14 protein-coding genes are annotated in these 13588 nt (G+C 71.1%); 11 read left to right on the forward strand and 3 right to left on the reverse strand.

Annotated elements, in window-relative coordinates:
- Positions 1–3: 3 nt before the first annotated feature.
- On the reverse strand, positions 4–315 hold the full coding sequence (locus ACEN98_RS32005) for a hypothetical protein (RefSeq protein WP_413388861.1): 312 nt from the start codon (positions 313–315) through the stop codon (positions 4–6).
- A 193-nt stretch (positions 316–508) separates the two neighbouring features.
- On the opposite strand from ACEN98_RS32005, the gene ACEN98_RS32010 reads away from it, so the two are divergent.
- Both ACEN98_RS32010 and ACEN98_RS32015 read left to right on the forward strand, forming a co-directional pair.
- Complete coding sequence (locus ACEN98_RS32010) at positions 509–1144, forward strand: response regulator (RefSeq protein WP_413388862.1); 636 nt, start codon at positions 509–511, stop codon at positions 1142–1144.
- 11 nt (positions 1145–1155) lie between these two features.
- Positions 1156–4140 (forward strand): triple tyrosine motif-containing protein, encoded by a 2985-nt coding sequence (locus ACEN98_RS32015; protein WP_413388863.1) that lies wholly within the window; start codon positions 1156–1158, stop codon positions 4138–4140.
- A gap of 60 nt (positions 4141–4200) precedes the next feature.
- On the opposite strand, the gene ACEN98_RS32020 is transcribed toward ACEN98_RS32015, so the two are convergent.
- Entirely contained in the window at positions 4201–5118 is a 918-nt protein-coding gene (locus ACEN98_RS32020) for a LysR family transcriptional regulator (RefSeq protein ID WP_413388864.1), read from the reverse strand.
- A 126-nt stretch (positions 5119–5244) separates the two neighbouring features.
- Between ACEN98_RS32020 and mdcA the strand changes: the two genes are divergently transcribed.
- The 9 genes from mdcA to mdcH all read left to right on the forward strand — a co-directional run bounded on the left by mdcA (position 5245) and on the right by mdcH (position 12528).
- Positions 5245–6900 (forward strand): malonate decarboxylase subunit alpha, encoded by a 1656-nt coding sequence (gene mdcA, locus ACEN98_RS32025; RefSeq protein ID WP_413388865.1) that lies wholly within the window; start codon positions 5245–5247, stop codon positions 6898–6900.
- Positions 6900–7778: a triphosphoribosyl-dephospho-CoA synthase gene (locus ACEN98_RS32030; protein ID WP_413388866.1), complete on the forward strand. Its 879-nt coding sequence runs from the start codon at positions 6900–6902 to the stop codon at positions 7776–7778. Before mdcA ends, ACEN98_RS32030 begins: the two co-directional genes overlap by 1 nt.
- Positions 7779–7780: 2 nt before the next feature.
- Positions 7781–8092, forward strand: coding sequence for a malonate decarboxylase subunit delta (locus ACEN98_RS32035; RefSeq protein ID WP_413388867.1), 312 nt, complete (start codon positions 7781–7783; stop codon positions 8090–8092).
- Positions 8089–8937, forward strand: coding sequence for a biotin-independent malonate decarboxylase subunit beta (locus ACEN98_RS32040; RefSeq protein ID WP_413388868.1), 849 nt, complete (start codon positions 8089–8091; stop codon positions 8935–8937). Before ACEN98_RS32035 ends, ACEN98_RS32040 begins: the two co-directional genes overlap by 4 nt.
- Positions 8934–9755 carry a biotin-independent malonate decarboxylase subunit gamma gene (gene mdcE, locus ACEN98_RS32045; protein ID WP_413388869.1) on the forward strand — a complete coding sequence of 274 codons (822 nt, stop codon included), beginning with the start codon at positions 8934–8936 and terminating at the stop codon, positions 9753–9755. The genes ACEN98_RS32040 and mdcE overlap by 4 nt, the downstream gene beginning before the upstream one ends.
- Positions 9756–9829: 74 nt before the next feature.
- Entirely contained in the window at positions 9830–10231 is a 402-nt protein-coding gene (madL, locus tag ACEN98_RS32050) for a malonate transporter subunit MadL (protein WP_413344677.1), read from the forward strand.
- An 11-nt stretch (positions 10232–10242) separates the two neighbouring features.
- Positions 10243–11007: a malonate transporter subunit MadM gene (madM, locus tag ACEN98_RS32055; RefSeq protein ID WP_413388870.1), complete on the forward strand. Its 765-nt coding sequence runs from the start codon at positions 10243–10245 to the stop codon at positions 11005–11007.
- Between the two features lies 1 nt (position 11008).
- A complete protein-coding gene (locus ACEN98_RS32060) occupies positions 11009–11614 on the forward strand; it encodes a malonate decarboxylase holo-ACP synthase (protein ID WP_413388871.1) in 606 nt (201 codons plus the stop codon).
- Positions 11611–12528 (forward strand): malonate decarboxylase subunit epsilon, encoded by a 918-nt coding sequence (gene mdcH / locus ACEN98_RS32065; protein ID WP_413388872.1) that lies wholly within the window; start codon positions 11611–11613, stop codon positions 12526–12528. Before ACEN98_RS32060 ends, mdcH begins: the two co-directional genes overlap by 4 nt.
- Here the strand turns inward: mdcH and ACEN98_RS32070 are convergent.
- Complete coding sequence (locus ACEN98_RS32070) at positions 12522–13520, reverse strand: alpha/beta fold hydrolase (RefSeq protein ID WP_413388873.1); 999 nt, start codon at positions 13518–13520, stop codon at positions 12522–12524. The two genes, mdcH and ACEN98_RS32070, sit on opposite strands and share 7 nt — an antisense overlap.
- Positions 13521–13588 lie beyond the last annotated feature (68 nt).

Genomic DNA, 13588 nt, shown 5'->3' on the forward strand with positions numbered 1-13588 from the left:
CGCTCAACCCTCGACCAGGTACGGCGCGGGGCCGCCGGCCATTTCCTTGAACAGCCGCCGGATCACACGGCTGAGCGATGCGTGCGGCTTGCCGCCCTTGCGCAACAGCGGGTAGCGGCCGGACCGGCGCAGGCCGTCGAAGAACGTGACCTCGTAGTCGCCGCGGCTGTCGCGCCGCGCCTGCGCCGCCCACGCGGCCAGGATGCGGTTGGCCATCCGGAATTCGCTGACGACGGCCGTAGCGCCGACGTCGGCGGACAGGCGGATGCGGACGACGTCGATGGGTTCGGTGGTTGGGGCGTTAGCGGCACGCATGCTGGGACTCCGGCGACTTGTGTGGTAAGAGAACCGGGGTCAGAGCGCCAAAAGAAGAACCGCGCTCCGACCCCGGTGCTGCCAGCGTAGCGTCCGTTCATGTCTTTTTCCCCACCCAGTTGGCGGGGGCATGACTCAATAAGGGGGAATCTTGTACAATCTTGCCCTGTACCGCCCCCAAAGACTCCACCGCATGAATCCTCCCAGCGCCACGCCGATCCGCGTCCTGATCGCGGACGACCATCCGATGATGCGCGAAGGCATAGCCGCTTCGCTGACCGCGCACGGCAACATCGAGGTCATTGCCCAGGCCTGCGACGGCGACGAAGCGATCCGTTTCTTCACCAACTGGCGCCCCGACGTGGCCCTCGTCGACCTGCAGATGCCCGGCAAGGACGGCCTGGAAGCCATCCGCGCGATCCGCAGCATGCATCCGGACGCCCGCCTCGTCGTGCTCACGACCTACGACGGCGACGCCCGCATCGCGGCCGCGCTCAAGGCCGGCGCCTCCGCCTACCTGCTGAAGAACGTCCCGGGCCGCGAACTGGCGGCGACCGTGCGCGAAGTGCACAACGGCTCGCACATCCTGCCGCAGGCGCTGCGGCGCGAGGTGGCGATCCACTATGCCGGCGACGCGCTGTCGCCGCGCGAACTCGACGTGCTGCGCCTCGCCGCCGTCGGCCATTCGAACCGCGCCATCGGCGAACAGCTGCACATCGGCGAGACGACGGTCAAGACGCACATGAGCACGATCCTCGTGAAGCTGGGCGCGAACGACCGCGCGCACGCCGTCACGCTCGCCGTGCAGCGCGGCTTCATCGACCTCTGACCGGTACCGCGATGCGCCGCCGCCATCGTCTCGTCCGCGTACTCGCGGCAGCCCTGCTGCTGGCCGCCGGGCCGGCAATGGCGGCGCCGGAAGGCTTCACGGACTATCACCACACGCAATGGACGGCGACCGACGGCGCGCCACCGGCCATCCGCACGATGGCGCAGACCCGCGACGGCTGGCTGTGGCTCGGCACCGCCGACGGCCTGTACCGCTTCGACGGCCAGCGTTTCGAACGCTACGCGCTGCCCGCCCAGCCGGGACGCAGCCACGAACGCATCGAGGTGCTGCGGGCCGCGCCGAACGGCGACCTGGTGATCGCCTTCGCCGCCGAAGGCGTCGCGGTGCTCCATCCGGACGGCCGCGTCGCGGACCTGCCGGAGCAACCCTCCCCGTACGCGAGCATCGGCGCGCTCGCCGTCGACACGGACGGCAGCCTGTGGGCCGCCAGCGGACGCATCGCCCATTTCGCCGGCGGCCGCTGGCATGTCGTGGCGGCCGGGCCGGAATGGGAAACGGCGCACCAGGAAGACCTGCTCGTCGACGGCGCCGGCAACCTGTGGGCGTTCAACGAGCGCGGCGCCTGGCGCCTGGACCGGGCCGCCGGCCGCTTCGCGCGCGTGGCGGACCAGGCCGGTCAGCCGCTGCTGGCGCCGGACGGCAGCCTGTGGTTGCGGGCCGGCGGCACGCTGCACCGGCTCGCTGCCACGGGAAACCCGCGCCCCGCCACGTACGCGCCGTCGCAATCGGGCGGGGCCGGACAGTTCGACGCGGACGGCACCCTGTGGCTGCTGGACTGCCCGCAGCCCGTGTGCCGCGTGCCGCACGCGGGGCAGCGCAAGGCGGCGCGCTGGACCATCGCCTCCGCGGCCGCGGAGCGGGTCGTGGACCCGGCGCTGCTGTCGGGGCGGGGCACGACGGCGATCCTGGAAGACCGCGAAGGCGACATCTGGGTCGCGACGGAAAGCGGCCTCGATCGCTTCCGGCGCAACCGGTTCCTGCACAGCGGCCTGCCCGGCAGCGGGACCCGCTACAGCTTCGGCGTGGACGGGGCCGGCCGCGTGCTCGCCGCCGACTTCGAGACGGGCACGCTGTGGCGTCTCGCGCCCGACGCCGCGCCGGCCGCCGTGCGCGGCCCGTGGGCCGGCGTGATCAACAACGGTCCCGGCGGCGCACTGCTCGTCGGCGGCAAGCGCAGCATCCAGCGCGTGCGCGGCACCACCGTGGAAGACATCCCCCTGCCGCCGGGCCCGGACGGCAAGCCGCGCGACTACCGCCTCATCGGCCTGCTGGACGACGGCAAGGTGTTGTGGACGGGATCCCTCGAGACGGGCCTGATCGGCTGGCGCGACGGGCGCTGGCTGCCGCGCGCCGCCTTCAACCTGCCGTCCAAGATCTTCCAGTCGGCGACCGACGGCGCGGGTACCCTGTGGCTGGCCACCGGTGACGGCAAGCTGGTGCACTACCTCGACGACAGGCTGACGAATTACGACCTCGGTCCCGTGGGCCAGGCGAGCGCACTGTTCGCGGGCGAACACCTGGTCGTCAGCGGCTCCGGCGGCACGGCCGTGCTGCGCGACCGCACGCTGCGCCTGCTGCGCACCCGGGATCCGGGCGTGCTGCGCAACCTGTCCGGCATCGTGGTCACGCCGGACGGCGACCGCTGGATGAACGGTGTCGCGGGCCTCGTGCACGTGCGCGCCGCGGACTGGCGCCAGGCCATGCGCGACCCGGACCAGGCACTCCCCTACGAATTGTTCGACGCGCTGGACGGCTATCCGGGCCGCGCCGCGATGGAAAACCGCTGGCGCGGCATCGTCAGCGCCGACGGCCGCAACCTGTGGCTGTCGGCCACGGGCGGCGTCATGCGCCTCGACCTCGCCCAGCTGCGCCGCAACCGCGTGGCGCCGCAGGCCGTGATCCTCGGCGTGACGGCGGATGGCCGCAGCTGGCCGGCGCAAGGTACGATAGCCCTCCCGGCCGGCACCGACCACTTCCGCATCGAGTACACGGCGCCGGCGCTGCGCCTGCCGGAACGGGTGCGTTTCGAGTATCGGCTCGACGGCGTCGACAAGGGGTGGCTCGATGCCGGCGTCCGCCGCGCCACGTCGTACACCAACATCGGTCCCGGCGACTACGTGTTCCACGTGCGCGCCGTGAACGAGGACGGCCTGCCGGGCGACGCGGTCGCCGCCCTGCCGCTGCACGTGGCGCCCACGCTCGTGCAGACGCTGTGGTTCCGCCTCGCCTGCGCCGGCGCGCTCGTGCTGCTCGGCGTGCTGCTGTACCGCTACCGCATGCGCTACGTGACGCGCCGCCTGACGGAACGGCTGCAGGTGAGGACGGCCGAGCGCGAACGCATCGCGCGCACCCTGCACGACACCTTCCTGCAGACCGTGCAGGGGCTCGTGCTGCGCGTGGACGCCGTCGCCGCGTCCCTGCCGCCCGATGCGGGCGCGCGCCGCCAGCTGGAGCACGTGCTGGACGACGCGAGCCATGCCATCGGCGAAGGCCGCGACCAGCTGCAGGAGCTGCGCGCGGGCGATGCCCACGTGCTGGAAGACGTGCTGGCCGACGCCATCGCCCGTCTCACGCTCACGCATGGCGCGCTGGCCGTCGACGTGCACGTGGAAGGCGAGCGCCGGCCCCTGCTCGCACCCGTGGCCGACGAGATCGCGGAGATCGCGCGCGAGGCGCTGCGCAACGCGTTCATGCACGCGCACGCGGCCCGCGTCCGCGTGACGCTCGTCCATGCGCGCCGCGCGCTCACGCTGTGCGTGGCCGACGACGGCCGCGGCCTCCCCGAGCCCGTGCCGCGTGACGGCGCCGGGTTTGCAGGGTACCGCGGGCACTGGGGCCTCATCGGCATGCGCGAACGGGCGGCACGCATCGGCGCCCGCCTGGACATCGCCAGCGGGCCGCGCCAGGGCACGATGGTCACGTTGACCGTGCCCGGCGTGCACGCCTACGGCGCGGACCGGGCACCGCCGATATAGTCCTCCAGCCCTCCCGCCTGGACAATGCCCGCCCCGTCGAGGTGCCGGGCTGTTTCGCGACTAGGCACCGAGCCGCTGGCCCTTGCCGTACATCCGGCACTCGGCCGCCAGCGCCAGCAGGTTCGGATCGCGCTCGCGGCTCCTCGAGATCAGGAGGGTGATGGTCTGGTGCGACGCGTAGGGCGCATCGAGCGGGATCAGCTGGATGCGCGTGCTGAATTCCGCCACGCGGCCCGGCAGCAGGCTGTAGCCCATGCCGCCGCTGACCAGGTTGATCAGCGAGAAGATGTCGGACACGCGCATGATCGTCTCCGGCGTGTAGCCGGCCTGGCGGAACGCGTGGTCGAAGCTGTCCGACGTGACGAAGCCGCCTCCCAGCGTGATGAATTTTTCGCCCTCCAGGTCGCGCAGATCCACGTGGCTACGGTTCGCGTACGGTGAACCCAGCGGCGCGGCAAGATGCACCTCGTCCTCGAACAGCGGCACGGCCAGTAACTGCGCATCGTCGAGCGGCGCCTGCAGCCCGATCACGACGGCGTCCAGCCGCCCCTCGTCCAGCCCGCGCAGCAATTCCTGGTTCGAGCCAAGGGTGAGGTCGATCTGCAGTTCGGGCCGGCGCAGCTTCAGGCCCATGAGCAGTTGCGGGATGCAGCGCAGTGTCAGCGAATACAGCGACCCGATCTTCAGCCTGCCGCCCGCGAAGCCAGCCAGCTCGCGCACCTTGCGCACGCCCTCTTCCGTCTCGCTGACGGCGCGCTGCGCGTGCTTGGCGAACGCATAGGCGGCCGGCAGCGGCGCGAGACTCCTGCCCTCGCGCCGGAACAGCGGGCAGCGCAATCCCTCTTCCAGCGAGTGCAGGGCGCGGTGGATGCTGACCGTGCTCTGGCCCAGCTCCTCGGACACGCGCGCCAGGCTCTGCAGGCGCATGAAGGCCAGGAAGACTTCCAGTTTCTTTAAAGTAATCTCTTCGTCGATCATCGCGCCGCTCCTCGGGAAAGCATACCGCAATCATTAACCTCAGAGTAAACATTCCGCCGCCGCGTTGATTGAAGTGCGGTCGTCTCCTTTCTATGCTGGACCTACCTTCCATACAAAGGAGACAACATGGAAAGCACCACTCCCCGCCGATGGGACACGCGGCGCCAGGAAAAGGCGCGGCGCATGGCGGCAGCGAGCCACCTGGCCGACGGCCCCGTGCTGGACAGCGCGCGCATCGTCGACGCCCTCGAGCTGCTGCTGGCCGGCGGCGACCGCGTCGTCCTCGAGGGGAATAACCAGAAGCAGGCCGACTTCCTCGCCCGCGCCCTCGTGCAGGTCGATCCGGACCGGATCAACAGGCTGCACATGATCATGCCCAGCGTGAGCCTGCCGGAGCACCTCGACCTGTTCGAGCGCGGCATCGCCAGCAAACTCGATTTCGCCTACGCCGGCGCGCAAAGCCTGCGCATCTCGCAATTCCTGCAGGAGGGCACGCTCACCGTGGGCGCCCTGCACACCTACATCGAGCTGTATGCCCGCCTGTACGTGGACCTGTCGCCGAACGTCGTCATGGTCGCCGGCTATATGGCGGACCGCCAGGGCAACCTGTACACGGGACCGAGCACGGAAGACACGCCGGCGCTCGTCGAAGCGGCCGCCTTCCGCGACGGCATCGTGATCGCGCAGGTGAACGAGATCGTCGACGACCCGAAGGACCTGCCCCGCGTGGACATCCCCGGCGCGTGGGTCGACTACGTCGTACGCGCCGACAAGCCGTTCTACATCGAACCGCTGTTCACGCGCGACCCGCGCCTCATCAAGCCCGTGCACATCCTGATGGGGATGATGGCGATCCGCGGCGTCTACGAGCGCCACAACGTGCAGTCGCTGAACCACGGCATCGGCTTCAACACGGCCGCGATCGAACTGCTGCTGCCGACGTACGGCGAGCGGCTGGGCCTGAAGGGCAAGATCTGCCGCAACTGGACCTTGAACCCGCACCCCACGCTGATCCCCGCCATCGAAGCGGGCTGGGTCGACAGCGTGCACTGCTTCGGCGCGGAGCTGGGCATGGAAAAATACACGGCCGCCCGCCCCGACGTGTTCTTCATCGGCCGCGACGGCTCCATGCGCTCGAACCGCGCGTTCTGCCAGCTCGCGGGCCAGTACGCGGTCGACCTGTTCATCGGTTCCACCCTGCAGATGGATGGCCTGGGCAACTCGTCGACCGTGACGCACGGCCGCCTGACGGGCTTCGGCGGCGCGCCCAACATGGGCCACGACCCGCACGGCCGCCGCCATCCGACGCCGGCTTGGCTCGACCTCGTGGAGACGGACGATCCGCTCGCCCGCGGCAAGAAGCTCGTCGTGCAGATGGTCGAGACGTTCCAGGACGGCAGCCAGCCCACGATCGTGGAATCGCTGGATGCCGTCGAGGTGGGCAAGACGTCCGGCATGCCGCTGGCGCCCGTGATGATCTACGGCGACGACGTCACCCACGTTCTCACCGAAGAAGGCATCGCCTACCTGTACAAGGCGCGCTCGCTCGAAGAACGCAAGGCGATGCTGGCGGCGGTCGCCGGCGTCACGCCCATCGGCCTCACCCACGCCCCGAAGCAGACGGCGCGCATGCGTGCCGAAGGCCTGATCGCGCTGCCGGAAGACATGGGCGTGCGCCGCGCCGATGCCACCCGCTCGCTGCTGGCGGCGAAAAGCATCGCGGAACTGGTCGACTGGTCGGGCGGGCTGTACGAACCGCCCGCGAAATTCAGGAGCTGGTGATGACCGCTCGCGATCCCATCCTGGTTCCTTCCGATGCCGCGCCCACCCTCGCGCAAGGGTTGGCAAACGAGCTCGCCGACCACGCCGTCGCGGCGCTGATCGACGAAGCGATGCTGACGCCGAAGCCGGGTCTCGTCGACCTGCGCGGCGCCGGCGCCCACCGCGACCTCTCGTGGCCCCTGATGTGCACATCGGCCTGCGCACTCCGGCCCGCGTTCGGCCAGATGGCGCTGGCGGGCCTGCTCGGCGCGGACGACGACGCGCTGCTGCGCCGGCGCATCGGTGCCATCGGCCGCGACGGCGAAGCGGCGATGATGGCGGCCAGTGGAGGCGTCAACACGCACCGCGGCGCGATCTGGGCCCTGGGCCTGCTCGTCACGGCGGCCGCCGGCTCGATGGAACGCGACGCCGGGACGATCGCGGCACGCGCCGGCCGGCTCGCCCGCATCGCCGACCCCGGCGCCCCCGCTGCCACTGGCCACAAGGGCGAGCGCGCCTGTATCGAGCACGGCGTGGGCGGCGCCCGCGGCCAGGCCCGCGCCGGCTTCCCGCACGTGATCGACCACGCGCTGCCGATGCTGGCGCTGGCCCGCGCACGCGGCGACGCCGAGCACCATGCCCGCGTGAACGCACTGCTGGCCGTGATGGCCACGCTGGACGACACGTGTTTGCTGGCGCGCGGCGGCCGCAAGGCGCTGGAGGCGGCGCAGCACGGCGCGCGCCGCGTGCTCGCGTGCGGCGGCATCGCCACCCCGAACGGGCGGCGCGCATTCGACGTGCTGGAAACCCGGCTGCGCCGGCTGCACGTCTCGCCCGGCGGCGCCGCCGACCTGCTGGCGGCCGCGCTGCTGCTGGACCGAATCGAACGAGGAGAATAGGAATGGAGAGACTGGAATACGAATTCGCGGCCGGCCAGCCCGCGCTTGGGCGCACCGTCAGCGGTGTCGTCAGCTCGGGCGACCTGGAAGTGCTGCTGGAACCCGCGAGCGCCGGCCGCACGCTTGTCGCCGTACAGACGTCCGTCGACGGCTACGGCGCCACGTGGAAGGCGCTGCTGGAGCGCGTGTTCGGCGCCGGCGACCTGCCGGCCGCGCGCATCGAGATCAACGACAACGGCGCGACGCCGGGCGTCGTCCGCATGCGCATCGAGCAGGCTTACGAACAAGCCGCGAACAACGGAGGCACGCCATGAGCATCGAGAACCTGTTGAAGCGCGACAGCTTCATCGAACGGGGTGCCCGCAGCCGCGCGCAGGCGCTGCTCGACCCGGGCACGTTCCGCGAACTGGCCGGGCCGTTCGCACGCCTGCACTCGCCGTGGCTCGCCATGCAGCACCTCGTCACCCAGGCCGACGACGGCGTCGTCGTGGCCAAGGGCAAGCTCGCTGGGCTGCCGACCGTCGTGCTGGCGATCGAAGGCGCGTTCCAGGGCGGCAGCATGGGAGAAATCGGCGCCGCCAAGATCGCCGGCGCGCTGGAACTGGCGCTGCGCGACAACGAACGGGGCATCCCGACGCAGGCCGTGATCGTGTTCGAGACGGGCGGCGTGCGCCTGCAGGAAGCGAACCTGGGGCTGGCCGGCATCGCCGAGATCCAGTCCGCCATCGTCGCCCTGCGCCGCCACCGCCCCGTCATCGGCATCAGCGCGGGCACGGTGGGCTGCTACGGCGGCATGTCGATCGCGGCCGGCCTGTGCTCGTACTTCGTCATGACGCGCGAGGCGCGGCTGGGCCTGAACGGCCCGCAGGTCATCGAGCAGGAAGCGGGCGTCGCCGAATTCGATGCACGCCAGCGGGCACTGATCTGGGGCCTGACGGGCGGCGCGCAGCGCACCGCGACGCACCTGGCCGACGCCTGCGTGGACGACGACACGGCCGCCGTGCGGGCGAGCGTGATCGATTTCTTCGCCCGCGGCGTGCCGCCCGTGCATCGCAGCGACCGTGCGGCCGACTTCCTCGCCTGCCTCGGACGGGTCGACACGGACAAACAGGCCACGGCGCAGGACGTCCGTGAACTCTACGCGAAAGGACTCGAATGATGGATACGAACCACGCCTCGCGCGGCGCCATGTGGCTGCGCCTGCTCACGGGCGGTGCCCACCCAGTCCACGACTGGACCACCGTGCACGCCTGCGACGCCATCCTGGCCGGCCGGCCCGCACGCTACATCGCCGTCGTGCCGGATGCCGACAATGCGTTCCCGCGCGCCCGCAACGGCGAAGTGGGCCTCGTCGAAGGCTGGCGTCTCGCCCAGGCCGTGCGCGAAGTCATCGACCTGGACCGGGACGCGTCCGAAAAGCGCGCTATCGTCGCCGTCATCGACGTCCCGAGCCAGGCCTACGGCCGCCGCGAGGAAGCGTACGGCATCCACCAGGCGCTGGCCGGCGCGGTGGCCGCGTATGCGGACGCCCGCCAGGCCGGCCACCCCGTCATCGGGCTGATCGTGGGCCTCGCGATGTCCGGCGCCTTCCTCGCGCACGGCTACCAGGCCAACCGGCTGATCGCGCTGGACGACCCGGCCGTCGCGGTGCACGCGATGGGCAAGGCGTCGGCCGCGCGCGTGACCCTGCGCTCCGTCGAGGCACTGGAAAAGCTCACGGCCAGCGTGCCGCCGATGGCGTACGACATCCGGAGCTTCGCGTCGCTCGGCATCCTGCACGAGGTGCTGAAGTTGACGAATCTCGCGCTGCCGGACGAGCAGGACATCGCGCTCGTGCACGGCGCGCTGGAGGCGGCGCTGGTGGACATCCTCGAGGATCCACGGCGCGACCTCTCCTGCCGCCTGCATGGCCAACACCGGGGCGCGTCGCGGTCAGTGCGCGCGCTGCTCGCATCGGAATGGGAGGCCGCAGACTAGATCCCGCAGCACCCGGCCGCCAACAACAATACCTACGGCCGGTCCACCTTTTTCTGGACAAAGAGGAGACACACATGATTATCTACGGAACCGCATTGCTGGCCATCTGCCACCTGCTCGGCATCTTCCTGGGCGATTTGCTCGGGGCGCTGCTGGGTGCCAAGACCAACGTCGGCGGGGTGGGCATCGCCATGATCCTGCTGATCTGCGCCCGCCTGTGGCTGCACAAGCGCGGCCTGATGCCGGCGCAGACCGAAATGGGCGTCGGCTTCTGGGGCGCCATGTACATCCCGGTCGTCGTCGCGATGGCCGCCCAGCAGAACGTCGTCTCGGCGCTGCGCGGCGGTCCCGTCGCGCTGCTCGCCGCCTTCGCCTCGGTCCTCGTGTGCGCCGTGTGCGTCTCGCTGATCAACCGCGGCGAGCGCCCGGTCCCCGAGGCCGACGCGGAAGCCCGCGTCGCCACCCAACACGCCTGACGGAGGCCACCATGCTCGATCTCCTGGATAAGACTGCGAAACACAACGGCCTCGTGCTGGCCTTCGCCCTCGTGGGCCTCGTGATGATCGTGTCGATGCAGCTGTCGCGCCGCCTCACGTTCGGCCGCGTGCACGGTTCCGCCATCGCCATCCTCATCGGCCTCGGCCTCGCCTACTGGGGCGGCATCCAGACCGGCGGCCAGAAAGGCCTCGCGGACGTCACCCTGTTCGCCGGCGTCGGCCTGATGGGCGGCGCCATGCTGCGCGACTTCGCCATCGTCGCCACCGCGTTCGAAGTGCAGGTCGTGGAAGCGAGAAAGGCGGGCCTCGTGGGCGCCGTCGCGCTGATCCTCGGCACGGTGCTGCCGTTCATCGTCGGCGCCAGCGTGGCGTGGGGCTTCGGCTACCGCGACGCCGTCAGCATCACGACCATCGGCGCCGGCGCCGTCACCTACATCGTCGGCCCGGTGACCGGTGCCGCGATCGGTGCCAGCTCGGAAATCATGGCGCTGTCGATCGCGACGGGCCTGGTAAAAGCCATCATGGTCATGGTCGGCACGCCGATGGCGGCACGCTTCCTGCGCCTGTCCACGCCGCGCTCGGCGATGGTGTTCGGCGGGCTGGCCGGCACCGTCAGCGGCGTCTCCGCCGGCCTGGCCGCCACCGACCGCAAGCTCGTGCCCTACGGCGCCCTCGTCGCCACGTTCCACACGGGCCTCGGCTGCCTGCTTGGCCCGTCGCTGCTGTTCTTCGCGACCCGCGCGCTGGTGGGCTGACATGGTCCCGCACGACCTGCTGTTCATCCGCCGGCCAGACGCATTCGCGTGCGACGGCATGCGGCCGGACTGGCTGGATCCGGCCGCGCCGCTGGTCGTGCGGCGGGAGGCGACGGCGCCCGGCCTCTTCCCCGTCGGCGCGCGCGGCCTGGCACGCAACGAACGGTGCAAAGGCTACGTCGCCGCGAGCGATGTGGCTTCCACCGTCACCCCGCGCATGCTGGCGGCGCGGGCAAGGGAACGCAAAAGCGCGGCAGACCACGACGCGCCCTGCATCGCCGCCCTGCGCGCGCTGGCCCCTCGGCTGGACGCGCTCGGCGTCGACTGGGGCCCGGCCGGCGGCGCGGGCTACTGGCTCGCTTGCGGCCTGCCCGTGCTGCGCGCGACGAGCGACCTCGATCTGCTCGTGCGCCTGCCGCGCCGGCCGTCCGCGGCATTGATCGCAGCGTTGTGCGCGCTGCAGGACGGCCAGCCGTGCCGTCTCGACATCCAGGTCGACTCGGGCACCGGCGGCTTCGCCCTCGCGGAATATGCGCGCGGCGGGCGCGTGCTGCTGAAGACGGACACCGGTCCCCGCCTCGTCGGCGATCCCTGGGAGGCCGCATGAGCGTACTGTTCACCTTCCCCGGCCAGGGCGCGCAAAAGGCCGGCATGCTGCATGTGCTGCCCGTGCACGCCGAGACCGACCGCACGCTGGCCGAGGCCACGCAGGCATTGGGCCGCGACATCCTCGCGCAGGACAGCGCCGAAGCACTGCGCTCCACTGTCGCCGTCCAGTTATCGCTGCTGGTGGCGGGCGTCGCGATGGCGCGCGTGCTGGCGGCGCTCGGCGCGGCACCGCAGATGGTGGCCGGTTTGTCGATCGGCGCCTGGCCCGCGGCCGTCGTCGCGGGCGTACTCGATTTTAGCGATGCGGTACGCCTCGTTGAACTGCGCGCCCGGTTGATGGAAGACGCATACCCGGGCGGCTACGGCATGACGGCGATCGGCGGGCTCACGCGCCAGCAGCTGGAACCGCTGCTCGCGCGGGCACACGGGCCGGTGTACCTGGCGAACCTGAACGCGCCGCGGCAACTCGTCGTCTCGGGTAGCGCGCCCGCCCTGGACGCCGTCGCCGCGCTGGCCCTGGCGCACGGCGCCACCCGTGCGAAGCGGCTCGCGGTGCCGGTGCCGTCCCACTCGCCGCTGCTGGACGACCAGGCGCGCACGCTCGCCTGCGCGTGCGACCAGGTGCCGCGCAAGCGCCCGCGCATCACGTACATCAGCAGCAGCGCGGCTCGTGCACTGTTCGACGCCGACCGCATCATGGCCGACCTCGCCGCGAACATGGCCCGCCCCGTGCTGTGGGCCGACACGCTGCGCCACGCGTGGGAACGGGGCGCCCGCACGGCGCTGGAAATGCCCAGCGGCGCCGTGCTGACGCGGCTCGCGCTGGAAGCCGACTTCGGCGCGGGCATCGCCCTGTGCGCGGACGGCAACCGGCTCGATACGCTCGTGCAGGCCGCGCGCGAGAATCAGTAGCCCGCGCGGTCCAGCGCCTCGTTGACGGCGTCGACGACGGCTTGCGGCTTGTCGGCCTGGATGATGTGCGACGCACCGGCGACAACGTGCAGGCTCGAACGCATGGACAGTGCAGCGACCTCCTTCTGGATCGCGAGGTTTTCCGCCTCCGTCGCCTTGTTCAGTGCACTCTGGGGCTTGCCCGGCACCGCGTACGGGCTCACGCCGCGCGCGAGCACGACGAGCGGCAGGTCGCCGAAGCTGCGGCGCGCGGCGCGCAGTTCCGCATCGCTCGCGTCGCCCGCCTTGTTGCCCGCGACGAGATCGTCCCAGTACGCCGGCTGGCGCACCATCGCGAGGCGCGCGGCCGCCAGTTCGCGGCCATACGCCGTGCCCGTGCCGCCGGTGCAGGCGGAAAACAGGTCGCTGCCCAGTTCGAACCCTTTATGTGCCGCCTGCGCGCACTGTTCGATGAACTGGTTCTGCGCGTCGTAGAACTGTTTCAGCTTGCCCTGCGACGCGGCGTCGATCCGCTTTTCCTCGTCCTCGTGACCCGCTTCCACCAGCACGAGCGCCTTCACTTCCTGCGGATAGCGATACGCGTACAACTGGACGGCGGCGCCGCCGAACGAGTTCCCCACGAGGACGTAGGGCGGCGCGATGCCGGCCTTGCCGAGCAGCGCGTGCAGGTCGGACACGGCATTGCCGAACGTGGGCGGCAGCGGCGACGGGTCGCTGAAGCCGCGCGCCGCGCGGTCGTACACGCAGGCACGCGTGCGCGTCGCCACCTTCGGCTGCACGCCGTGCCACGTCCAGCCACCATCGCCCGACGGCGCGTCGAACACCACGGTCACCGGCCCGCTGCCCGCGCAGTACAGGTTCAGGCGGCGGCCGCCGATGTCGACCATCTGATGCGGACGGGCGAACTCGCGATCCGCGTCATTGATCGCCGCGGCAGCGGCGCCGGCGGACACGCTGGCCAACACGAGGCATAACAGGACGGAACGCGTCATGATATCTCCGGAAAAATGGGAAACCGCCATCCTAGCGTGCGGCGCCGGCGCGAAAACTCACCAATCTC

The sequence above is a fragment of the Massilia sp. CT11-137 genome (genome assembly GCF_047302885.1).
Taxonomy (GTDB): domain Bacteria; phylum Pseudomonadota; class Gammaproteobacteria; order Burkholderiales; family Burkholderiaceae_D; genus Telluria; species Telluria orientalis.

Bases quoted from the DNA above. Each gene is read 5' to 3' on its own strand.
- ACEN98_RS32005 (WP_413388861.1), bottom strand. From the start codon at position 315: ATGCGTGCCGCTAACGCCCCAACCACCGAACCCATCGACGTCGTCCGC.
- ACEN98_RS32010 (WP_413388862.1), top strand. From the start codon at position 509: ATGAATCCTCCCAGCGCCACGCCGATCCGCGTCCTGATCGCGGACGAC.
- ACEN98_RS32015 (WP_413388863.1), top strand. From the start codon at position 1,156: ATGCGCCGCCGCCATCGTCTCGTCCGCGTACTCGCGGCAGCCCTGCTG.
- ACEN98_RS32020 (WP_413388864.1), bottom strand. From the start codon at position 5,118: ATGATCGACGAAGAGATTACTTTAAAGAAACTGGAAGTCTTCCTGGCC.
- mdcA (WP_413388865.1), top strand. From the start codon at position 5,245: ATGGAAAGCACCACTCCCCGCCGATGGGACACGCGGCGCCAGGAAAAG.
- ACEN98_RS32030 (WP_413388866.1), top strand. From the start codon at position 6,900: ATGACCGCTCGCGATCCCATCCTGGTTCCTTCCGATGCCGCGCCCACC.
- ACEN98_RS32035 (WP_413388867.1), top strand. From the start codon at position 7,781: ATGGAGAGACTGGAATACGAATTCGCGGCCGGCCAGCCCGCGCTTGGG.
- ACEN98_RS32040 (WP_413388868.1), top strand. From the start codon at position 8,089: ATGAGCATCGAGAACCTGTTGAAGCGCGACAGCTTCATCGAACGGGGT.
- mdcE (WP_413388869.1), top strand. From the start codon at position 8,934: ATGATGGATACGAACCACGCCTCGCGCGGCGCCATGTGGCTGCGCCTG.
- madL (WP_413344677.1), top strand. From the start codon at position 9,830: ATGATTATCTACGGAACCGCATTGCTGGCCATCTGCCACCTGCTCGGC.
- madM (WP_413388870.1), top strand. From the start codon at position 10,243: ATGCTCGATCTCCTGGATAAGACTGCGAAACACAACGGCCTCGTGCTG.
- ACEN98_RS32060 (WP_413388871.1), top strand. From the start codon at position 11,009: ATGGTCCCGCACGACCTGCTGTTCATCCGCCGGCCAGACGCATTCGCG.
- mdcH (WP_413388872.1), top strand. From the start codon at position 11,611: ATGAGCGTACTGTTCACCTTCCCCGGCCAGGGCGCGCAAAAGGCCGGC.
- ACEN98_RS32070 (WP_413388873.1), bottom strand. From the start codon at position 13,520: ATGACGCGTTCCGTCCTGTTATGCCTCGTGTTGGCCAGCGTGTCCGCC.